The organism is Gordonia soli NBRC 108243 (assembly GCF_000334455.1).
Taxonomy (GTDB): domain Bacteria; phylum Actinomycetota; class Actinomycetes; order Mycobacteriales; family Mycobacteriaceae; genus Gordonia; species Gordonia soli.
In genome coordinates this window covers 36200-57826 of the sequence record NZ_BANX01000017.1, presented here as the reverse complement: position 1 = coordinate 57826, position 21627 = coordinate 36200, and the positions used below count along the sequence as shown (strand labels likewise).

23 protein-coding genes are annotated in these 21627 nt (G+C 68.5%); 11 read left to right on the top strand and 12 right to left on the bottom strand.

Going from position 1 to position 21627, the window contains the following annotated elements:
- Positions 1-5: 5 nt before the first annotated feature.
- Positions 6-611: a helix-turn-helix domain-containing protein gene (locus GS4_RS12405; RefSeq protein ID WP_040510380.1), complete on the top strand. Its 606-nt coding sequence runs from the start codon at positions 6-8 to the stop codon at positions 609-611.
- 19 nt (positions 612-630) lie between these two features.
- On the opposite strand, the gene GS4_RS12400 is transcribed toward GS4_RS12405, so the two are convergent.
- From GS4_RS12400 to GS4_RS12385, 4 genes are all read right to left on the bottom strand, one after another.
- A complete protein-coding gene (locus GS4_RS12400; RefSeq protein WP_007621006.1) occupies positions 631-1428 on the bottom strand; it encodes a maleylpyruvate isomerase family mycothiol-dependent enzyme in 798 nt (265 codons plus the stop codon).
- 312 nt (positions 1429-1740) lie between these two features.
- A complete protein-coding gene (locus GS4_RS12395; RefSeq protein WP_007621004.1) occupies positions 1741-2250 on the bottom strand; it encodes a hypothetical protein in 510 nt (169 codons plus the stop codon).
- A 114-nt stretch (positions 2251-2364) separates the two neighbouring features.
- Complete coding sequence (locus GS4_RS12390; protein WP_007621000.1) at positions 2365-3912, bottom strand: 4Fe-4S binding protein; 1548 nt, start codon at positions 3910-3912, stop codon at positions 2365-2367.
- A 7-nt stretch (positions 3913-3919) separates the two neighbouring features.
- Positions 3920-4921, bottom strand: coding sequence for an AurF N-oxygenase family protein (locus tag GS4_RS12385; RefSeq protein WP_007620998.1), 1002 nt, complete (start codon positions 4919-4921; stop codon positions 3920-3922).
- A gap of 206 nt (positions 4922-5127) precedes the next feature.
- Between GS4_RS12385 and GS4_RS12380 the strand changes: the two genes are divergently transcribed.
- A complete protein-coding gene (locus GS4_RS12380; protein ID WP_007620996.1) occupies positions 5128-7047 on the top strand; it encodes a cation:proton antiporter in 1920 nt (639 codons plus the stop codon).
- Positions 7048-7584: 537 nt separating this feature from the next.
- Here GS4_RS12380 and rpsR read toward each other — a convergent pair.
- Genes rpsR through rpmB form a run of 4 tightly spaced genes read right to left on the bottom strand, consistent with a single transcriptional unit; the run spans position 7585 to position 8603 of the window.
- Positions 7585-7848, bottom strand: a complete 264-nt coding sequence (rpsR, locus tag GS4_RS12375; RefSeq protein ID WP_007620995.1) for a 30S ribosomal protein S18 — start codon at positions 7846-7848, stop codon at positions 7585-7587.
- 49 nt (positions 7849-7897) lie between these two features.
- Entirely contained in the window at positions 7898-8203 is a 306-nt protein-coding gene (gene rpsN / locus GS4_RS12370) for a 30S ribosomal protein S14 (protein WP_007620991.1), read from the bottom strand.
- Complete coding sequence (gene rpmG, locus GS4_RS12365) at positions 8203-8367, bottom strand: 50S ribosomal protein L33 (protein WP_007620989.1); 165 nt, start codon at positions 8365-8367, stop codon at positions 8203-8205. Before rpmG ends, rpsN begins: the two co-directional genes overlap by 1 nt.
- Positions 8367-8603 (bottom strand): 50S ribosomal protein L28, encoded by a 237-nt coding sequence (gene rpmB / locus GS4_RS12360; RefSeq protein WP_040510409.1) that lies wholly within the window; start codon positions 8601-8603, stop codon positions 8367-8369. The genes rpmG and rpmB overlap by 1 nt, the downstream gene beginning before the upstream one ends.
- A 160-nt stretch (positions 8604-8763) precedes the next feature.
- Here rpmB and mrf point away from each other — a divergent pair, with 160 nt between their 5' ends.
- From mrf to GS4_RS12325, 7 genes are all read left to right on the top strand, one after another.
- Positions 8764-10104, top strand: coding sequence for a ribosome hibernation factor-recruiting GTPase MRF (gene mrf / locus GS4_RS12355; RefSeq protein WP_007620982.1), 1341 nt, complete (start codon positions 8764-8766; stop codon positions 10102-10104).
- Positions 10101-10352 carry a type B 50S ribosomal protein L31 gene (locus GS4_RS12350; protein ID WP_007620980.1) on the top strand — a complete coding sequence of 84 codons (252 nt, stop codon included), beginning with the start codon at positions 10101-10103 and terminating at the stop codon, positions 10350-10352. The genes mrf and GS4_RS12350 overlap by 4 nt, the downstream gene beginning before the upstream one ends.
- Positions 10353-10517: 165 nt before the next feature.
- Positions 10518-12152: an FAD/NAD(P)-binding protein gene (locus tag GS4_RS12345; protein WP_040510378.1), complete on the top strand. Its 1635-nt coding sequence runs from the start codon at positions 10518-10520 to the stop codon at positions 12150-12152.
- Between the two features lies 1 nt (position 12153).
- A complete protein-coding gene (locus tag GS4_RS12340) occupies positions 12154-12591 on the top strand; it encodes a hypothetical protein (RefSeq protein ID WP_007620977.1) in 438 nt (145 codons plus the stop codon).
- Entirely contained in the window at positions 12588-14048 is a 1461-nt protein-coding gene (locus GS4_RS12335; RefSeq protein ID WP_007620975.1) for an FHA domain-containing protein, read from the top strand. The genes GS4_RS12340 and GS4_RS12335 overlap by 4 nt, the downstream gene beginning before the upstream one ends.
- A gap of 14 nt (positions 14049-14062) precedes the next feature.
- A complete protein-coding gene (locus GS4_RS12330; RefSeq protein ID WP_007620974.1) occupies positions 14063-16195 on the top strand; it encodes a cation:proton antiporter in 2133 nt (710 codons plus the stop codon).
- A 1-nt stretch (position 16196) separates the two neighbouring features.
- Positions 16197-17009, top strand: coding sequence for a protein kinase domain-containing protein (locus tag GS4_RS12325; protein ID WP_007620972.1), 813 nt, complete (start codon positions 16197-16199; stop codon positions 17007-17009).
- 29 nt (positions 17010-17038) lie between these two features.
- On the opposite strand, the gene GS4_RS12320 is transcribed toward GS4_RS12325, so the two are convergent.
- Complete coding sequence (locus GS4_RS12320; protein ID WP_007620969.1) at positions 17039-17347, bottom strand: hypothetical protein; 309 nt, start codon at positions 17345-17347, stop codon at positions 17039-17041.
- A 130-nt stretch (positions 17348-17477) separates the two neighbouring features.
- Between GS4_RS12320 and GS4_RS12315 the strand changes: the two genes are divergently transcribed.
- Complete coding sequence (locus GS4_RS12315; protein WP_007620968.1) at positions 17478-18338, top strand: universal stress protein; 861 nt, start codon at positions 17478-17480, stop codon at positions 18336-18338.
- Here GS4_RS12315 and GS4_RS12310 read toward each other — a convergent pair.
- Together GS4_RS12310 and GS4_RS12305 are read right to left on the bottom strand one after the other, a co-directional pair.
- Positions 18259-19863, bottom strand: a complete 1605-nt coding sequence (locus GS4_RS12310; RefSeq protein WP_007620966.1) for a DHA2 family efflux MFS transporter permease subunit — start codon at positions 19861-19863, stop codon at positions 18259-18261. The two genes, GS4_RS12315 and GS4_RS12310, sit on opposite strands and share 80 nt — an antisense overlap.
- Positions 19860-20465, bottom strand: a complete 606-nt coding sequence (locus GS4_RS12305; protein ID WP_007620964.1) for an NADPH-dependent FMN reductase — start codon at positions 20463-20465, stop codon at positions 19860-19862. The genes GS4_RS12310 and GS4_RS12305 overlap by 4 nt, the downstream gene beginning before the upstream one ends.
- Positions 20466-20517: 52 nt before the next feature.
- Here GS4_RS12305 and soxR point away from each other — a divergent pair, with 52 nt between their 5' ends.
- The gene (gene soxR, locus GS4_RS12300; protein WP_040510405.1) at positions 20518-20970 is read left to right on the top strand and encodes a redox-sensitive transcriptional activator SoxR; all 453 of its coding nucleotides are present in this window, start codon (positions 20518-20520) and stop codon (positions 20968-20970) included.
- A 9-nt stretch (positions 20971-20979) separates the two neighbouring features.
- Here the strand turns inward: soxR and GS4_RS12295 are convergent, their stop codons facing one another.
- A complete protein-coding gene (locus GS4_RS12295; RefSeq protein ID WP_007620961.1) occupies positions 20980-21456 on the bottom strand; it encodes a VOC family protein in 477 nt (158 codons plus the stop codon).
- Between the last annotated feature and the right edge of the window lie 171 nt (positions 21457-21627).

Sequence of the window (21627 nt, the reverse complement as noted above, 5' to 3'; positions counted from 1 at the left end):
ACACTATGGGACCCGTTCGTCAAGATGAACAATCGTCCGGTGTGTCGAACACTACGCCAGGGGAAGTGACCCCGCAGCAGCTGGTGGCCACGGCGTTGCGGCGAGAGCGCACCCGGGCCGGCCTGTCGATAGGCGAGCTGGCGCGCCGCGCAGGAGTCGGGAAGTCGACACTCTCCCAGCTCGAATCAGGTGACGGCAACCCCAGCATCGAGACCCTCTGGGCGCTGAGTACCGCACTCGGTCTCACGTTCTCGGCGCTACTCGACGCCCCGCCCAGCCGTGTAGAGGTGGTGCGGTTCGGTGAAGGTCCGGTGATCCAGGCCGCCGACGCCGACTACTCGGCGACCCTGTTGTCGACGGCGCCGCCGGGAGCGCGTCGCGACATCTACATCCTCCGGGCCGACCCGGGGAAGCCGCGCATCTCCGAACCCCACAAGCGGGGCGTCGTCGAATACGTCGTGATCAGTGCCGGGCGGGCCCGACTCGGCCCCACCGATGCGACCGTCGAACTCGGACCAGGGGACTACGCGTCATATCCGGGCGACGTGGAACATGTCTTCGACGCGCTGGAGCCGGGTACCGTCGCCGTGATGGTCAGCGAGTCGACCTGATCCGAACGGCGGCGAGAACTCAGGCCGGACGAAATCGTCTCGGCAACGTCAGTGCCAACCAGGGGCGTGTCCCCCACGCGATCGCCCGGCCGCTCAATGCGGTGCGTGCCGCCGACACGCGTCCGTATCCGGCGAGCAGCGCGGCCACGGGGTCGAGGCTCAGATGGACATCCGCGGGACGCGGATCGGCCGGATCGATCTCGAGCTCGCCGTCGGTGAACTCGTAGACGAACCGCTCGTCGACTCCCCGCAGACGGATGTCGTACGTCGCCGTGTACCCGACGCAGGCGTCGGCATCCGACCAGCCGAGCAGGACGTTGTTGCGTCCACGCACCACGAGTGCGGCGTACTGCGGATCGATGTCCCACCGGGCTCCAACCTCACGCGCGATGTCGTGACCGTGCACGAGGAACTCGCCGATCAACATGCCCAGCGCTACGTCGGCGCGGACGTGAGACCCGCCGTCGAAGGTGAATTTCGGTACGCAGGCACCCAGGTGGGCGACGGTGTCGAGGAGCTCATCGAGGTCGGTGAGCAGGCGAGTGCACAACGTCCGGCGATCACGGGTGGTCAGGTTTGCGATCTGCTTCGCGTTGAAATCCGGGAGGTCGAGGGCGGTCGCGGCGTACGTACCGCGTCCGTCGATGAGCTCGTGATACCGGCTCGGCGTGGAGGCGACGTGTCCGAGGCAGTCGGTGATCGTCCAGCCCGGTGTCGCCGACAGCGCGAGATCTGGATCGTCGACGGCATCGACGAGTGTGACGAACTGATCGGCCGCGGCCCGCGCCGCGTCGATGAAATCGAACCTCGAGAACATGGTGTTCAACGTGCTCACCCCCCACCGGCGGGTCAAATATAACGCCGACCGCTCGGATCCGTATGACTTCGACGCGGGTGGGAACCGATCTGTGATGTTTCAATTCGGTTGCGGCGCCGGTCATTGCCGGTCGTGGAGGATGTTGGCCAGCATGAATTCTTCTGGTCGGGCGACTCAGACGAACGACTGTGTTTCTGGGCGCCGGCGCCGGCGCCCGCTCTCGCTCCGGTCCTCGCTCGGCGACGCCGGCGTTCCACGACCGGCGCCCGCTCTCGCTCCGGGCACGGTGGTTACGGATGCGGCAGAACAGGGTCAGGGATTGCGTGCCGCGGTGATCGCGTCACGCACCCGGGTCCGGCACTCGAGCCCTGCCTCGTCGGCGCCCATCCCGAGATAGAAGCTGCCCGGTCGGCCCTCGTGCCCCGCGAACCCGGTGACGCTGAAGCTGTACCCGTCGTCTGGCGTCGCGACGCCACCCACGGTCAGTGCACTGCCGGGCGCGACCGTCGCCTGGGCCAACGGGACAGAGAGAGCGGTCACCCCGCGTTCGGCTCCCGACGTGACCACGATCAGCTGAGTCGGGTGCAGCAGCACCAGCGTCTGATGCTCCGAGTCGGGATCCGCCGAATTCGCGCGCCGCCCCAGCAAGCGTCCGATCCGATTGGTCGAGGGCGGGTTCTCGCTCCGGGTCAGCCACGCCGGTAGATCGTCGGCCAGTCGGAGGTGCTGGGTCTCGGCGTGCTCGGTCAGGGCAAGTCGCATGTCCGGCGGTAGTTCGGCCAGGTCGACCGAACGAGTGGACCGTCTGTACGCGGGCGCCATGGCAGACAATCTAGCCCCCTGCACCCCGACGACCCTTGAACCGGACGCGCGAGTACCCATCGCGGCCGATCTCGGTCGGTGGCCTCAGCGGTCGGTGGCCTCAGTCCGTACGTGTCAGCGGAAGCGTGACGCGAGCCGCCGGACCCGGCCGCCCGATGCGGCGGTGTCGCCGAGCAGCCCGGCGTCGAGATCGTCCAGCAGTGCGGCGACGGTCTCGCCGGAGTCGGTCTTGTTGGTGCCGATGAAACCGGTCGGTCCGCGTTTGATCCATCCTGTGACGTACAGGCCGGGGGTCGGCTCTCCGTCGACGACGATGCGTCCGCCGTCGTTCGGGATGATCCCGCGCGACTCGTCGAACGGCAGCCCCGGCACCGCCACGCCGCGATAGCCGATCGATGTGAGCACCAGACCGGCGGGAATCGTCTCGGAGATGCCGGTCGGGAGCACGGAGATGCCATCGGGTGCGGGCTCGGTGCGGTCGATGCGCACACCGGCGGCTGCGCCGGAGGCGTCCGACTCGACCGCGGCGGGCGCCGAGAAGAAGGACAGTCGGATACGTCGGCCGGCGGGCGGATCGCGGCGTGCGACCTCGGCCAGCAACCCGACCTTCGCGGCGACCGTCGGATCGTCGGTCGGAGCGGGACCGGCCGTTTCGAGATCGGCCGGGTCGACGACGACGGAGGCGCCGCTGTCGACGAGACCCACGAGCTCGGGAAGCGTGAAGGCGGCATGTGCGGGACCACGTCGCCCGAGGACCACGACCTCCTCGATCGGTGAGCGGCGCAACGCATCCAGCGCCTTCGGTGCGATCGAGGTCGTGGCCAGCGCGTCGCGGTCGGCGGTCAGGATGCGAGCGACGTCCAGGGCGACGTTGCCGTTGCCGATGACCACCGCGGTCTCGGTGTCGAGGTCGACGTCGATGTCCGCGAAGTCGGGGTGCCCGTTGTACCAGCCCACGAATGAGGTCGCGCTGCGTACGCCGGCGAGGTCGGCGCCGGGGATGGCGAGCCGTCGGTCGGTGGGGGCGCCACCGGCCCAGAGGACCGCATTGTGCCGGGCACGCACATCGTCGAGTGTGAGGTCTCGGCCGACCTGGGTGTCGAGCAGGATGTCCAGGCGAGGATTTCGTGCCATCTCGTCGAACAGTTCCATGATCCGACGAGTGGAACGGTGGTCCGGCGCCACGCCGTAGCGGGCCAGGCCGAAGGGCCTGGAGAGACGCTCGTAGATCGTCACCCGCACCTGTGGTTGCCGCAGCAGCTCGTCGGCCGCGTACATCGCCGACGGTCCGGAGCCGACGATCCCCACCGACACCGGCGCAGCGGTCTCGAGGCGCCGTGGCTTGTCGATAGGCGCCAGCGGGAGTCGACGGGCTGGATCGACCGGGAAACGCGCTGCGTCCGCGACGTTCTCGCCGTATGCGGCCGCATTGATCTCCGCGTAGCGAGTCTGCTCGGGCGTGAGTCGATGTCCGGGGACGATGGCGCCGACCGGACACGCGCTGACGCACGCGCCGCAGTCGACGCAGGTCGACGGATCGATGTAGAGCATCTCCGCGATGCCGAAGTCAGGTTCCTCGGGCGTCGGGTGGATGCAATTGACCGGGCACGCGTAGACGCACGAAGCGTCGCCGCAACACGCCTGGGTGACGACGTGGGGCATCCGCGGATCAGGCTGCCGTGTAGGTCGGTTCGCTGCGGAACCGCGACGGACGACCGCCGATGCCGAGCAACTTCCACAGTGCGCGCGACACCGGGTTCATCAGCCCGCACTGCTCGCCGAGCATCCGTACGTCGCCGAAGACGTTGCGCAGGAATCGCTTCGACTCGTCCGAGCGCCAGAAAATGTCCTTCATGACCGAGTCGGGGATGTCGAACTCACGCTGGAAGCTCTTCGGCGGCACCATGATGGCACCGCACAGCAGCCGCATCGCGATTGGGAAGACCAACGACAGGACGAATCGCTGGAACCATCCCTTCTTGGGGATGTTCTCGCGAAGCGTGTGGTGGGCGAACGAGATGTGCCGCGCCTCTTCGGCCACGTGCAGCTGCATCACCGCGGCCATGGTCGGGTGCAGGGTCGAACGCGTGCGCAGGAAGTCCTTCTGGATGTGGTCGATCGGCTCCTCGCCGCCGAGGACTCCGAAGAAGAAGACGTTCGGGAACAGGGTGGAGACCAGCGGGACCAGCGGAGACACCAGGCGGTAGCCCAGCTTCGCACCGGGCACGTCCATCCCGCTGCGGTTGACGAACTCCTGGAACATCAGAGTGTGGTTGCACTCTTCCTTGGCCTCGTGCGTGGTGTAGCGGAACTCTTTCGCTCCGTTGGGAAGTGCAAAGCTGTACTGCATCAGCCCGCGGATCAGGATCGACTCGAACTGCAGACCGACCTTCGCGACGTTGGCCTGACGCCACATCCCGATCCGGATCTGCTTCTCCTCGGGCAACTGCTGGTACCAGGGGTGGCGGCCGATGGGGTCGACGTCCGTCGACAGCTTCCAGCGCGGATCGTCCGTGCGGACGGCCATGTGCTCGGCGTCCCAGTCGATGTCGATGTAGGGATCGAAGTTTCGGTGGACGGACGCGGCAGAGAGGTCGTCGAGAACCTGGTGGTAGTCGTCGGCGTCGGAGGACTTGTCGTGCTCCGGGACGTACCTGAGGGCGTTTGTCATCGGGGGGCTCCCCTGCTCGGCGCGGGCTGATGATGGTCGTTCGACCGTTGCTCCGAACGTATTCGCGCGGCGCATCATCTGTCAACATCCAATGTCACATCCCGTGATGGCGCTTCGCGCGTTGGTTACCTTGAACTGGCCTTTTGCGGGGCTATCCCCGAGAGCCGGGTCGGCGGCGTTCAGCAGCAGCAGGTAGATGTAGACGCATGGAGGAGATCCTGCTGGTCGTCGTCGCGGTCCTCGGGATCGCGGCTGCACACGTGCTCGGCCGCAAGATCCGCGTCGCAGCGCCGTTGATCCTGGTCGTCGCGGGGGTGATCGTCGGCGTGATGCCCTTTGTGCCGGCCATCGAGGTCGATCCGGAGTGGATTCTGGTCGGGGTGCTGCCTCCCTTGCTGTACTCGGCCGCGGTATCGATGCCGACCATGGACTTCCGTCGTGATTTCGGTGCGATCAGCGCGCTGTCGGTGCTGCTCGTGCTGGTGAGCGCCGTCATCGTCGGGTTCTTCCTGCACTGGGTGCTGCCCGACGTCTCGTTGGCGACCGGTATCGCGCTCGGTGCCATCGTCAGCCCGACGGATGCCGTCGCGACCTCCATCGGTAAACGTCTCGGTGTCCCCGCGCGTGTGACCGCAGTGCTCGAGGGCGAGAGCATGCTCAACGACGCCACGGCCCTGGTGCTGCTGCGCGCCGCGGTGGCCGCGACTGCGGCCAGCATCTCCTTCGGCGGGGTGGCCCTCAACTTCGTCTATGCGGTGGTCGCAGCCGTGGTCATCGGCGGCGCGATCGGATGGCTCAATCTCCGGGTCCGCGCCCGGGTCACCGACGCGACGGTCAACACGGTCATCTCGTTCACCGTGCCCTACCTGGCCTACCTGCCCACCGAGCACATCGGGGCTTCGGGACTGGTGGCCGCGGTCACCGCGGGTCTGGTCACGGGCGCCGGATCGGTCAGGTACCTGACCGCGCAGCATCGCGTCTCCGACACCCAGAACTGGCGCACGGTCGAGTTCATCGCCGAGGGCGGTGTGTTCCTGCTGATGGGGCTCGAACTGTTCGGGCTGGTGGTCGACGTCCACGACGATCACGGCGGGGTCGAGACCGCGCTGTGGATAGGCCTCGCCGCGCTCGGGGTGACCATGGTGGTGCGTGCCGCATATGTGGTGCCACTGATCTGGTGGCTGGACAAGGTGGCGCAACGCGGGTCGGCCATCCGGCCCTATCTGGAACGGATGGATTCGAAGATCGTCCGGACCGCCCAGAAGCGTGCGCAGGAGTCGGCGGACCCGGAGACGGAGACGGACGGCGATACCGAAGGTGCGGAATCGGATTCGAGGTCGTCGCCGGAGTCGGGGAGCTCGGTGCGGCCGGAGTCGGTCCCGGGTGTCGGCGTGCCGGCGCGTGACCGGCGGCCGCCACCGAGCCGACCGCCCCGCCGACTCCGCTTACGCGGCCGGCCCGGGCGACGTCGGGAACTGCGCCGTCCGAGCATCGAGAATGCCGATGATGCACGGCATTACGTCTCGCGGATCCGTCGGCGGATCGCCGACATCGACTACTACCGTGCAGCGCCCCTGGGGCCCAAGGAGGCGTCCGTCGTCGTCTGGGGCGGTATGCGTGGCGTCGTGACCGTCGCGGCCGCGCAGACCCTGCCCGCCGACACCCCGTCCCGTTCGCTGTTGGTGCTGACGGCCTTCGTGGTGGCGGCGAGTTCGCTGATCCTGCAAGGCGGCACGCTGGGCTGGCTCATCCGCCGGCTGGGCATCACCGGGGCGTCCGACGATGCCGCCGACGAGCGCAACCGTCTGCACGCGGAGTTGGTCGCGAGTGCGCAACAGGTGCTGATCGAGTCGGGGATCGTCGACGACTACCCCTGGCTGAAGCGTCGGATGCCGCAGCTGACCCGCACCCCGGACGACGAGGAGGACTCCGGCGGCGAGGGCGGCGGTCTCGGGATCGCGGACCGCAAGACCTTCGAGCGGGCACGTCGAGCGATCATCGCGGCGCAGCGCGAGCACCTGCTCGCCCTGCGCGACCAGGGCACCTATACGTCGGCGACGCTGAGTCGGGAACTGGCGCAGCTCGACGCCGAGGAGATCAGTCTGGAGATGCGGGCAGGGGAGTAGGGGCTCCGCCGGGCTACGTGGTCGTCCGCTCGCCGAATCGATGATCACAATCTGCTGTGGAGCGGGGTGTCGCGTGGATAGTGCACGTGATGGTCGGCTGGGCGGCAGATTTAGGTCGGGTTCGTGGGTCGGATTACTGACGGCTGAGTGGCGCTGGCGGTGGGTCGGATTATTGACGGCTGAGCGGGCTCGGGTCGGGAATGTGCACGGTGCGGCTCGCTGAGATGTCAGAAATCCGGGGGGAGCGGGTGGTTTCGGTGTGCGCCGGGGTGGTCTTGCTCCGAAATGTGCCCGGGTCGGGCCGATTTCTGCCCGAGAGATGTTCGCGGATGCCAATGCGGTTGAGGCGCTTAATTGGTGGGTGGTTTTAGCCGGGCTCGGGTGTTTTTCGGGCGAACGCACCTGAGATGACCACAATCTGCCGCCGAGCGGGGCGCCGCGTGGATATCGCACGTGACTCACCGCTCGGCGGCAGATTTTCGTCAGAGAGGTGTTCTCGCGCCCCGGGCCGGAACCCGCGCCGGGCCCGAACCCGACCTACCGCCTCGAATCGAACGGCAGGAGAGCCATCTCCCGGGCATTGCGGATGGCGGTCGCAACCTGGCGCTGCTCCTGCGGCGACAAGCCGGTCACCCGTCGACTGCGGATCTTGCCGCGGTCGGACAGGAACTGGCGCAGCAGCGCGACGTCCTTGTAGTCGACGGGGTTGCTGCCGCTGACCGCGACACCGTTGACCTTCAGCAGATTGCGCTTCGGCTTGGCGGTGGTCTCCGCCTGGCGCCGACGAGGCTTGGGACTCATGGGGTACTCCTGTTCGTGGACGGCTGCTGTCACCTGGAGGGCAGGTCGGTCACCAGCTGGACTTGCGGATGCCGGGCAGCTCGCCGCGATGGGCCATCTCGCGGAACCGGACGCGGGAGATCCCCGCCTTCCGGAGGTAGCCGCGCGGCCGACCGTCGACGACGTCGCGGTTGCGCAGTCGCGTCGGGCTCGCATCCCGCGGCAGACGCTGGAGGGCGCGTTGGGCCTCGGCACGCTGCTCCGGGCTCGCCGACTGATCGGCGATGGTGCGCTTCAGTGCTGCCCGACGCTCGGCGTAGCGGGCGACCACCTCGCGGCGATGCAGGTCGCGGTTGATCTTCGATGTCTTGGCCATCAGCGGTCCTCTCGGAAGTCGACGTGGCGTCGGACGACCGGGTCGTACTTGCGGAGCACCATCCGGTCGGGGTCGTTGCGGCGGTTCTTGCGCGTGACGTAGGTGTAACCGGTGCCCGCGGTCGACCGCAGTTTGATGATCGGCCGGATCTCGTTGCGAGCCATCAGATCTTCTCCCCTCGGGCACGGATCTCCGCGATCACCGCATCGATGCCGCGGCGGTCGATGGTCTTGATCCCCTTCGCGGAGAGGCGCAGCGTGACGTAGCGGTTCTCACTGGGGACGAAGTAGCGCCGACGCTGGATGTTCGGATCCCACCGACGGTTGGTCCGTCGATGCGAATGGGACACCTGCTTACCGAATCCCGGCGTGGCGCCGGTGACCTGACAGCGTCTGGACATGCCGACCTCCTCTGTGGTCTCGCGACCGTCCTTGTTGACAATGATTGGCATCAAGCCGTGTGGCTACGGTAGCGTCGCGTCAGTCCAAATGGAAATCGTTACCGATAAGCATCGAACTATGTCACGTTGCCCCGACGAGGGTCGGGGTGGAGGGAGTCCCGTGGGTGATCGACCGCTGACCGACGCAGCCGACGACGTCGGAGAGATCGCCCGCACCCCGGTCGTGTTGGTGACCGGGCTGGACCAGGATGCCGTCGAGCGCACCGCGACGGCGACCGTCGTCGCGGGCACCACGCTCGTCCACCACGACCTCCGCGACGTCGCGAGCGGCCGCGTCATCCGCACGCTGCGCTCGGTCGATCTCGAAGGGGAGGAGACGGTCTCGGTCACCGAGGTCGACCTCGTCCACGGCTGCGTGTCCTGCACCATCCGGGAAGATCTGTTGCCCACCCTGCGCCGGCTGCATCGACGCAGCACGGTCGAGACGATCGTGGTGCAACTCGATCCGATGATCGAGCCCGAGGCGCTGTCCTGGGCCATCGACGAGGTCGTCGTCGCCGAGATGCCGGGCTTCGTCGACGGTCCCGCGGGCCTCGACGTCCGGGTGCACGCGACCATCGCCTGTGTGGCGGAGGATCAGTGGCTCGAGGCCGCGACCGGAGACCTGAGCGTCGGCGAGGCCGGGCTCGGTGATCCGGACGACGATCGGACGCTCGCGCAGGTGGCCGTCGGCCAGGTCGCGTTCGCCGATGCGCTCGTCGTGGCCGGCTGCGATCCGATGGTCCGAGACAGCTGGGAATCGGCCAGGTTGGTCGCGGTGCTCGCCCGACTCGCGCCCGGTGCCCCGGTGATCATGGAACTCCCGCAACGGCCGGTCACCGCACTCCTGGTCGCCCAGATGCTCGGCGGGATCGGACCGGAGGCCCGGCGCGGGCGCCTCGACGATCCGCATGGCCCGTTGCTCCGTGGGCAACCGCCACTGGACACCGACTGCGGGGTCTCGCTGGTCGAGTTCCACTCCGACCGGCCGTTCCACCCCGACCGACTGCACTCGGCCATCGACGTCCTGCTCGACGGCGTGGTCGCGGCCCGCGGACGACTCTGGCTCGCATCGCAACCCGACGAGGCGCTCTGGCTGGAGTCGGCGGGCGGCGGCCTCCGTGTCGCCCATGGCGGCGCGTGGTTGGCGGCGATGACCGAGGACGAGCGTGCCGGGCAGTCGTCGGAGCGACTCGCGATGGCTGCGCTGCGCTGGGGTGAGCACGGCGACCGGCACAGCGCCCTGGTCGTGCTCGCGCATCGCGCCGACGCGTCCGACATCCAGGAGACGCTGCGCGCGGCCTGCTTGACCGACGCCGAACTGGCGCAGGGACAGGCCCTCTGGCTCGCCTACGACGACCCGTTCGGGCAGTTCCACGCCGATCCCTGTGACGACGTCGACCGACCCGACCAGATCCCGGCCGACACCACCGCCGCCGACAACCGAGGAGAACGAGCATGAAACCCGGCATCCATCCCGACTACCACCCCGTCGTCTTCCAGGACGCCTCCACCGGCGGACAGTTCCTCACCCGTTCGACCATCACCTCCGACCGGACCATCGAATGGACCGACGGGCAGACCTACCCGCTCGTGGTCGTCGACGTCACCAGCGAATCGCACCCCTTCTGGACCGGTGCGACCCGACTGCTCGACACCGCGGGCCGCGTGGAGCGGTTCCGTCAGCGGTATCAGGGCCGGTACCGCTGACCGGACGGGGCGTCCCCCGAACACACGATTCGCGGGCGCCCCGACTCCGGCCGCGGGTTAAGGTTGGCGCGACTCTCGCGCGCCTGCCACCTGGAGGAGTACTTGACCGCCCCGCCGTACCCGCCTGCTCCGGGTGGCCCTCGACATCCGGTCCCGGGTCGCGCGATGCCCGCGCCGGGTCATCAGGCGGCGCCCGCGCCGGGTCATCAAGCGGCGCCCGCGCCGGGTCATCCCGGGGTCCGGCGCGCGGTGGGCGGCGGTGACCTCACACCAGAGCTGATCGATTCGGACTTCTGGACGGACGCGATGGTCGAGGCCGCGGGCATCCCGATCGTCGACGTGCCGTTCGTCACCGTCGGTAGCGGGATCGGTTCCTTCATCACGGTCGACTACCTGCGGATCTGCGGCGTGCCCGCCGAGGCGATAGCCGTTCTCGGCCCGCAGGACGTGCCCTGGCACAGCTACGAGTACCTCACGCGGGTGTCGCAGATCCCCCGAGGTGAGCGCCTGCGTTCGGACTCGGCGTCGACCCCCGACAACATCTGGGGGTTCCCCTCCTACGCCGTGCGCGAGGCGTGGGCCGACCGCACCTTCGCGCCGCTCTGGAACGTCCTCGTCGAGCCGATCTTCGCGAACTACTACACGCCCAAGGCCGGACAAGCCTTCGAGTCGATGGCGCGCGAGTGCGATCGCATCGGTTATGCGCGCAGTCTGCGTCAAGGGCAGGTGCGGATGATCCGGCGTCGGGTCGGCGGCGACTACTTCACCATCCTGACCCCACCGCAGGGCGCAGCCCCGACCAAGCGGATCGCGTATCGCAGCCGCTGGGTCCACGTGGCGATCGGCTACCCGGGAATCCGATTGCTCCCGGACCTCCAGGCGTTTCGCGAGACGTACCGCGACGCCAGCAAGGTCGTCAACGCCTACGAGTCCCACGAGCACGTCTATCAGGCGCTGCAGCGTCGCCCGGGCACCGTGATGATCCGCGGCGCCGGGATCGTCGCCTCCCGAATCCTGCAGCGGCTCATCGACGATCGCGATCGCTTCGGACTGCAGACGCAGATCGTCCACCTCTTCCGCACCTATGCCGACAAACCGTACGGCCCGTCGATCTTCAAGCGTCGCAAGGCGTCGCACGGATGGACCTACCAGGGATTCAACTATCCGAAGTCGGCGTGGGGCGGTCAGCTCAAGGCGCGGATGCGCAAGCTCGAAGGTCATGAGCGCGCAGCCGCCTACCAGGAGATCAGCAGTACCAACACGCCGATCCGGGCGAACTGGCAGCGCCAGCTGGAACGCGGTCGGACCCAAGGGTGGTACCGGGTCGCGGTCGGTACCGCGGAGAGCCTGGTCCCCGCGCCCAACGGTGCAGGGGTCGTGGCGACGGTCCGCGTCGACCCGCACGCGCCGATGGACCAGCCGCACCGGCCCGACGGGACCATCGAACTGTACGCCGACTACGTGATCGATTGCACCGGACTGGAAGCCGACGTCCGAGAACATCGACTGCTCGCCGACCTGCTCGACCACACCGGGGCGGGCATCAATCCCGTCGGCCGGATGGATGTCGACCGGACCTTCGAACTCATCGGCACGCGCAACGGGGCCGGCCGGCTCTACGCATCCGGCAGCGCGACGCTGGGCGGGTACTTCCCCGGAGTCGACACCTTCCTCGGACTGCAGATCGCCGGGCTGGAGATCGTCGACGATCTCGCCGCACAAGGCTTCGGCCGCAAGCTCACCCCTGCGCGTTCGGTCGCCCAGTGGTGGCGATGGATGAACCGGCGGGGGGTGGACTGACATGGTCCCGACGCTCTGGGGTCGGCTGCAGAGCCGCGTCCTCGTGCTCGGCATCGTCGGCGGCGTGTGGACGATCCTGATCGGCCCGCTGCTGCCCGACGGTGCGCCCCTGGGGACCACCTATCGCGTCGCCTTCACGGTCCTTGCCACGGTCATCGTGCTCGGCCTGGTGTGGGAGCTGCTGTACCACCTGCTGCAGCAGTTCCGGTGGGAGAAGGACTGGCCCACACTGTTCGGGCTGGTGACGGGCATCAACGAGGGCATCCTCGCGTGGATCGTGGTGTCGGCCGTGCCGCTGCTGCCCGACGGCGTCGAACTCTCGCCCCTCGGTTTCTCGGTGCAGTTCGTCACCACCTGGTTGCTGGTCTGGGCGATCCAGAACGGTCCGCTGCGAGCAGTGTTCCCGCACTGGCGATTCGACGGGGGGAGGTTTGCGTGAGCGCGCCTGACGACGTCGTCGACACATCACCCCGGGTGACCCTCGTCCCCGGCGCGGGGATCGTCATCCGCACGTCGGCCTTCCTCGCGGTTCTCGGCACCACCGGATACGACCTCGTCGACGACGTCCTCGCGCTCGAGGAGAGCGTCTCCGTGCCGGATCGGATGCCACGTCGCGGTCGTCACCTCGTCCGCGCACTCGCCCAGTTGCTGGCCACTGCCGACACCGTCACCGATGTCGGTTTCGTTGCCCCCGACAGCGTCGGGGTCGCGGTCTACCTGGCCGGCGGGGTCGTCGGCGAGACCGACGGTCGTCGACTGGAGCCGGTGTCACCCGACCATCCCTTCGACCAGGCCATCCCGTGGCCGTTCGAGGGACTCGGGATCTACCTGGCCGACGCCGAACCCGCCGAACCCGGTGACGAGCGTTTCGATCTCGTGGAGGGGGTGGTCCCGGCGGCCGGAGCTCTGCTGCACACGCCACTCGGGTTGCGAGGTACCCGGATTCACGGTGCGGACGACGTCGCGCAACCGGCGCCGACGGACTCCGGACGGCACGCGGCCGGTGGTGTCGACGACGAGGCACCCGCGCTCGCCGACCAACCCGCCGACCTGCGACAGGCTCCACCGTCTGCTCCCGCGTCGTCGTCCGAGGTCGGACCCGATGCGCCACCGGCCGGTCCGAACAATCCCAGCGTGACGCCCTCGGCGCCGTTCGCGCCCCCGTCCTCCGCCCGCGGGCCGGTGCCACCGACACCGTTGCGGCCGTTCCCGTCCACCCCCGACCAGCGCCCCGGCCCGGTGCCGAACCCCGCCCGGCCGGGTGGACCGCAACCGGTCCCGTCTCCACCCGAAGCCGCCCCGGCCTTCCGGTCCGAATCTCTCAGCGACGGAGACGATGATCTCCCGACCCGGCAACCGCTGCCCAAGCTCGAACACAAGAAGCCTGCTACCGAAGTGGTCCGGATCGTCGAGTCACGGGCCCACGTCCGCGGAATCCGCTGTTCACGAGGGCATCTCAACCATCCACGGGCCTGGCTGTGTGCGGTCTGCGGAATCCGGATGGACCAGCTGACCGGCATCCTGGTCGAGGGTGAGCGGCCACCGTTGGGGTGGCTGCTGCTCGACAACGGGTCCACCCACCTTCTCGACGAGGACCTGGTGATCGGTCGGGAACCGGGTGCGGTCGGTGGTCGCCGAACCGGTACGCCGAAACCCGTTCAGGTCCCTGACGAAACAGGCCAGCTCTCGCGCCGGCATGCCGAGATCCGGTTGGTCGAATGGTCGGTGCAGCTCGTCGACCTCGGCTCGGCCAACGGCACCTTCGTCATCGAGCCGCAGAGCGGCAACCGCGAGATCCGCATCCTCGCGCATCGACCGCACCTGCTGGTGCCCGGTTCGCATGTGCGGGTCGGCGGGCGGCACTTCATCTTCGAATCGCCGCACGCGCGGATCTGACAGCGAGGACAGCAATGGAGAAGCACACGGTCGCCTTCCTGCTGCTGGACGTCGCCGTCATCATCGCGGCGGCGCGGATCGGTGGTCGGATCGCGAGAGCGTTCCGGCAACCACCGGTGATCGGCGAGATGGCGATCGGTATCGCGCTGGGGCCCAGCCTGTTCGGTCTGCTGCCCGGCGCGCCCGACGAGTGGCTGTTCCCGACCGATGTGCGCCCGCTGCTGGGTGCGCTCGCCCAGATCGGTCTCGTGCTCTTCATGTTCATCGTCGGTCTCGAACTGGACCTGCGGATCACCCGCGGCCGCGAGCGGGCGGCCGGCAGCATCTCGATCGCGTCGATCGTGCTGCCGTTCGTCCTGGGGGCGGGGCTCGGCGTGCTCATCTATCCGTCTCACGACGTGGTGGGGGGCGAGCAGATCTCGAAGCTCGGACTCTCGCTGTTCCTGGGGATCGCGATGTCGATCACCGCCTTCCCGATCCTGGCCCGCATCCTCACCGACCGGGGGATGCAGCGGACCGTGCCCGGGGTCTTCAGTCTCGCGGCCGCCGCCATCGACGACATCGTGGCCTGGACCCTGCTCGCCCTCGTCATCGCGATCATCACCGGCGGCAGCCCGCTTGCGATCGCGCGGATCGTGGGCCTCACCCTCGTCTACGCCGCGGTGATGTTCCTCGTCGTCCGTCCCTTGCTGCGCAAGCTGGTCGCGTGGCGCGATGCGGCGGGTCGTCTGACGCCGGACATCCTGGCGGTGATCCTGGTCGGTCTGTTCCTGTCATCTGCCGCCACCGACGTCATCGGCATCCATCAGATCTTCGGCGCCTTCGTCTTCGGTGCGGTGATGCCGAGGGTGGGCGCGGGCGCCCTGACGCGAGACATCTTCGAACGCCTCGAGCAGGTCAGCGTGCTGCTCCTGCTGCCGATGTTCTTCGTGGTGACCGGGCTGACAGTCGACATCGCCGGGATCGGCGGAACCGGCTGGTGGCAGCTCATCCTGGTGTTGATCGTCGCCATGAGCGGCAAGTTCGTCGGCGCGTACTTCGGAGCGCGCGTCAGTGGCATACCGCAGCGGCAGAGCGCCGCGATATCGGTGCTGATGAACACCCGTGGACTCACCGAGCTCGTGATCCTCACGGCCGGTAGAGAACTCGGCGTGCTCAGCGACGACCTCTTCGCGATGATGGTCATCATGGCCCTGGTCACCACGATCATGGCCGAACCGCTGCTGCGGCTGATCTATCCGCAATCGGTGGTGTCCGAGGACATCGCGGCAGCCGAGCGACTGGCCCTGGCCGGCGGGCCCTCTCGGCGGTCGCTCGTCGTCATCGATGATCTCGACGGAACGCTCGACGAGATCGTCACCCGGCATCGTCGACGATTCGCGGCGACCGCAGGTGCCGACGTGGTCCTGGCCGGGGTCATCGTCTCCGACGACGATCGCGGCAAGCCGTTGGAGCTCGGCGCACCCGTCGTCCCCGATCTGGCCGCCATGGCCTCGGCGGTGGAGAAGCTCACTGCGCTGGGGGCCAAGGCATTCCCCGACCAGTCGGTGTCGGTGATCTGCCGGTTCACCTCCGACCCGGCCGCCGATCTCGCCGAGATCGCGGCCAACGTGGCGGCCGACGTGGTCATCGTCGCGGAGGAGTCGGCGAACTTCGCCGCGGCGACCACGGTGGCGCCTGTGCTGGTGGTCGACGAGTCACGACTGCCGGGTGCAGCCGGACGTGCCACCACGGCGGACACGGCGATCGTCTGTGTGTCCACCGACAGTCGGGACGGTCGTACCGCGCTGGTGCTCGCAGCAGGCCTGGCGCTCAACGGGTCCAGACGCTTGACCGTCGTCACCGCGATCCCACGACGCCGCGTGCTCGCCGACCTCGGCCCGGTGATCGGCCGAGGTGTGGAGGTCGACGTGGTGGACATCTCGCGCGGCGCGGATGCGGCGCGTGACGGGATCACCCTGGTCCCCGCTGATGTCACCACGCCGCCGCGCACGGCCCGGTTGCGCGTGGTCGACCCGACCCTCACCAGTGAGGACGCGGTCTCGGCACGGATCACCGCGCGCTTCGGCCAGGCAGACACCCCGGCCTCCGACCAGCACCCGGGTGCGCCCGACCAACCGACCGCCTCGCGACCTGAAGGACACTGACATGGCCACCGTCGAGATCCCGCGGCAGCTCGCCGATTTCACCGTGCTCAGCCGACTGGGAGTGGGTGGCAACGGCACGTTCTACGTGGCGACGCCACCCCCTCGGCTCGGCCTTGCCACCGACCGCGTGGTGGTGAAGGTGTTCGGCGGCCTCTGCAGCGACGATGCCTACCGACGCGGGGTGCGCGAGCTGCGGGCGTTCGCGGCGGTGCGATCGCCCTACCTCGCGGCGCTCTACGACGCCGTCCTGCAGGGCCAGTTCATGTATGCGATGGAGTACTTCCCGCTCGGCTCACTCGGTGAACCCTCACGACCGCTGAGTCGGACCGAGCGGCTCGCCGCGCTGGCGGACGCGGCACGTGGTGTCGACGCGCTGCACGAGGCCGGCATCGCGCACGCCAACATCACTCCGTCGAGCGTGATGGTCACCGACGGCGGCGGTCGCATCTCCGACCTCGGCCTGGCCCGAGTGCTCGCGACCGACGAACCGATCACCAGTTTCGCGCAGCCCGGAGCGGTCCAGTACATGGATCCCGCCTTGCTCGCGGGAGACGCACCGTCGCGCGCCACCGACATCTGGTCGCTGGGGGCCTGTCTCCATCGGGCGCTGACGGGTGCCGGCGTCTACGGGCAGATCCCGGATGCACAACCACTGCTGGCGATCCGCGCGGCCCTGTCGACGCCGCCCGCACTCTCGGAGAACCTCGCCCCCGATGAACGGGCCGTGGTGGCGAACTGCCTCGCTCTCACCGGCCAACGTCCGGGTACCGCCATCGAGGTCGCTGAACGGATCGACGCGCTGATCGGTCGCTGAGCCCTCACGCGCGGGAGGGCGGAGGTCGATCAGACGATGACCATCGGTGCGGTCCACATCAGCGTCACCAGGAAGGTGCCGAGCAGGAACCACGACGCACCCTGCCAGATCTGCCAGCGCCCCCCGGCGCGATGGTTGCGATAGGTGCGCACCAGGGCGGCGACGGCGCCGACAGCCATGATCGCCGGCGTCGCGAGGACGAGTGCCGTGCGCAGGCCGTCCGACGACGCCAATCCGACGAGCAGGACCGCGATCCCGAACCCGATGGTGATCCCGGCGTGGATTCCCGCGTCGCGGAGTTCGGGGGAGTCTCGAATGTGTCGCTGCTGTGGTGTCATAGGTGAAATCCAGCCTACACCAGGGCGAATAGTGGTGTGTCCGGGACCTTTTGCTCATTGAAGCCGACGTCGGCGCAGGGCAGTATGGAGGTGTGCAGAGTGCACGACGAGACGAGGAGGACACGGGATCATGAGCGCGATTCTGGTGGGTGTCGACGGATCGGATGCGGCGACCGCCGCGGTGCGGTTCGCCGCCGATGCTGCGGTGCGCGAGGGCGTCGGTCTGAAGCTGGTCGGCGTCTACGACGCGAGCACGAGCAACTACGCACCCGGCTTGATCATCCCGCAGGAAGTGGTCGATGCGATCCGGCAGGACGCCGGGGACGCTGTCCGCGCCGCTGCCGAGGTGGCCAAGGAGGTCGCCCCGGACCTACCGATCAGCACCTCCATCGCCGAGGGTGACGCCGCTCGTGTGCTGTTGGAACTCGGCAAGGACACCACGGCGATCGTGCTCGGCACGCGCGGCCTCGGCAGCGTCAAGGGTTTGTTCCTGGGCTCGGTGAGCACCACTGTCGCGGCTCACTCACACGGCCGGGTCGTGGTGGTCACCGGCCCCGGCGGGGACGGCCCGGTGGTGGTCGGCATCGACGACTCGCCGGTCAGTGACGTCGCGATCGCCGAGGCCTTCCGACAGGCGTCGGTGCGCAACACCAAGCTGGTCGCCGTACACACCTGGGCGCCCCTGGACGTCGACGCGCTGCACGGCTACGGCGTTGCCCCCGACGAGATCGAACGGGTGTCGCAGGAGGCGGTCGAGGCCATCGCCGAGCGCCTCGCCGGCCACCACGCCGACTTCCCGGACGTGGTCGTCGAGCGTGTGGTGGTGCCCGAGGAGCCCGCGAAGGCGATCCTCGACACGGCGGGTGAGGACGCGCAGCTGATCGTCGTCGGCAGTCGTGGCCGGGGAGGATTCACCGGGCTGCTCCTGGGGTCGACGAGTCAGAAGCTGCTCCATCAGTCGCCGGTCCCGGTGCTGGTCGTCCGCGACTGAGTGTCGACCGCCCGTCCGGCCGACCGCTGACGGTCGGTGGATCGCTGATGGCCGGTGGACGGCCCGCCCCGCCGACCGCCGATGATCGTCGATGCGCCGGGATCAGCACGATCGCGGCCACCAGGGCAAGTGCCATCAGTCCGGCGGCAACGAGGTAGGTGTCGGCCACCGCGCCTGCCAGATCGTCTGCGGCAGCTGACCGTCCGGCCGGATCGAGTGCCATCGCACCCGCGACCCCGTTGCCACGGACGGCCGCCGAGCGTGCGTTCATGAACCCGGCCAGCGCGGCGGTCACCACCGCGGCGACCAGCGCGTTGGACAGCTGACTGGTGGTCAGCATGATGGTGGTGCCGTTGGCGGTGTCGGGGCCCTCGAGGGTTCGGGTGGCGGCCGTCATGGTCGGCATCAACGTCGCCCCGACACCGAAGCCGAGCAGGGTGAGGATGCCGACGACCGCCGGGTACGGGGTGGCGGAACCGAGTACGGACGCGAGTGTGATCATCGCCGACAAGGACGCGGTTATTCCGACGGCCGCCACCCGACGTGCGCCGACGCGGTCGGCCAGCCGTGTGGCGATCTGCAGCGTCACTCCGGTCACCACCGCGGGCAGCAGATACAGCGCACCCGCGGTGGTGGCGTCGTCGCCGCGGACCGCCTGCACGTAGATGGGCAGGATGATCATCGAGCCGAAGTACGCGCCGGAGAAGAACAGCAGGGTCACCACCCCGCCGCGCAGCTGTGGCGTCGCCAGCAGTCGGAGATTCAGTACCGGGGTCGCCGACCGCAGGGAACGCATCGCGAACCAGCCGAGCAGCATGAGCCCCACGCCGATCGGTACGAGGATCGAGCTCTCCAGCAGTCCGCCGGTGTCGCCGGCTCGCGCGAGTCCGAAGACGACGAAGGCGCCGCCGGGAGAGAGGGCCAGCATGGACGGGATGTCGATGCGGGTCGCGCCCTGTGGCTTACTGGCCGGGAGGTGGCGGCGGATGAAGGCCAGCGCCGCCAGGCCCAGGGGGACGTTGAGCGCGAACACGACCCGCCAACTCGCGTGGTCGATCAGCGCGCCGCCGAGGATCGGTCCGACCACCGGGCCTATCAGAACGGGGACGCCGAGCAGCGCCATCATGCGTCCACGCAACGATTCCGGGACCGCCTGCAGTGCGATGGCCATGCCGACCGGCTGCAGCATCCCGCCGCCGAGTCCCTGCACCGCCCGAAAGGCGATCAGGCTGCCGATGTCCCAGGACACCGCGGCCAGGAACGACCCGAGGACGAAGACCGCCAGAGCGGTTCCGTAGACCTGGCGTGCACCGAAGCGTGCAGATGACCACGCCGACAGCGGCATCACCGCGATCAGCGCGAGGGTGTACGCGGTGGTGACCCATTGGACGGTCGACAACGAGGCGTCGAATTCGGCGGTGAGGTGGGGGAGGGCGACGGTGACCACGGTGAGGTCGAGCATCACCATCAGCGTCGCGACGATCAGGATCAAGCCGATACGTCGGCTGGCGGCATCGAGTCTCACGCGATCTCCGCCAGCTCGATCGTCCCCGAGGTGCCGAGATCTCGACGGGCGGCGGCGAGTGCGACTGCCCACCAGCGGAGTTCGCCGAAGGCCGCGAGTGCCGACTCGCGTGCCGCCGCGGCCCGTCCGGCCCTGTCGAAGGTTCTCGTGTCGTCGCCCGCGCCGCGCGACAGATCCAATGTCCCGTCGATCACGTGGTCCCAGGGGTGCTGCAGCACAACGGTGTTCCGGGTGCCGGTCATGTACAGCTCGGCGAGGACGGTGCGCAGGTGTTCGACGGCCCGGATGCCGCCCGACATCGCGCCGTAGCTGACGAAGGTGGCCGGCTTGAAACGCCATTCGTCACGGTGGGCGTCGAGGAAGTCCTTGAGCGGCGCGGGGTAGCTGTGGTTGTACTCCGGTGTGACGATCACGAATCCGTCCGCGCGATCGAGCAGCGTGGCCGCTGCGCGGTCGTTTGCGTGCCGGAGGTCGAGTACGTCGATCGACACCTCGGGTGGTGGTGTGCCGATCTGCTCGAGAAACCAGCGGGCGACGGTCGGGCCGATCCGACCGTCGCGCGTGCTGGCGATGATGACGACGTAACGCTCTGGGATGTCCATGGCGAACAGCCTTCAACTTCAAGTGAGCTTCAAGTCAAGTATGCTCGTCGCCATGACGCCCAAGAAGCTCGAGATGTCGGTGGGGCAGTTGGCCCAACGTGCCGGGATCGCTCCTTCGGCGGTGCGGTTCTACGAGGAGAAGGGGCTGATCTTCAGCCACCGGACGTCGGGCAACCAGCGCCGCTTCCACCGCGCCATGCTGCGTCGGGTGGCGTTCATCCGGGCATCGCAGGCCGCAGGCATACCGCTGTCGGTGATCGCCGACGTCCTCGCCGAGCTCGGCGATCACGAGTCCCCGCCGAAGTCCATGTGGGAGAAGGCGTCCAAGCGGTGGATCTCCGACATCAACAACCGCATCGCGCTGCTGGAGAACATGCGCGACCTGATAGGTTCCTGTGTCGGCTGCGGTTGTCTGTCGCTGGGCGCCTGTCATCTGCTGAACCCCGGCGACGAACTCAACAGCCTCGGACCCGGACCTCGTCGCCTGATGGGTGGAGCGTCGTGAGCCGCGGGCTCATTTCGCGGCGTCGGCCGCCGACTCCAGTTCGGCGATGTCGAGTTTGACCATCTGCATCATCGCGCCCATGGCTGCAGCAGAGCGCTTCGGATCCGGGTCGTGTTGCAACTCGAAGAGACGGTCGGGTACCACCTGCCACCGCAGCCCGAAGCGATCGATCAGCCAACCGCACTGCTGGGGCGATCCGCCGTCGGCGAGCAGCCGGTCCCAGTAGCGATCCACCTCGTCCTGGTCGGCGCAGTGGACCATGAACGAGAAGACGTCGGTGAAGCCGAAGTCGGCGCGAGCGGCCTCGACCGCGATGATGCGCTGACCGCCGAGCGTGAACTCCGCGGTTCTGATGTCGGGGCCCAGGGTCTCGCGGTAGGAGACCGAGGAGTCGGGGAAGATCGCAGTGTAGAAGTCGATGGCCGCGAACAGGTCCTCGGTGTACCAGAGATGAGGGGTGATCAGCGGTGTCGTCGGCGTCGGCATCGGGGACTCCTTGGGTCGGTGTGACGGTCACAGATGTCGACCCGGGCGAGGCGCGTTTCTCATCGGTCGGGGGGGAGGGGCGCACGGTCGACGGGTCAGAGCGCACGATCGACAGACTGGAGCGCACGATCGACGGGTTGCGGCGCACGGTCGACGAGTCGGAGCGCACGG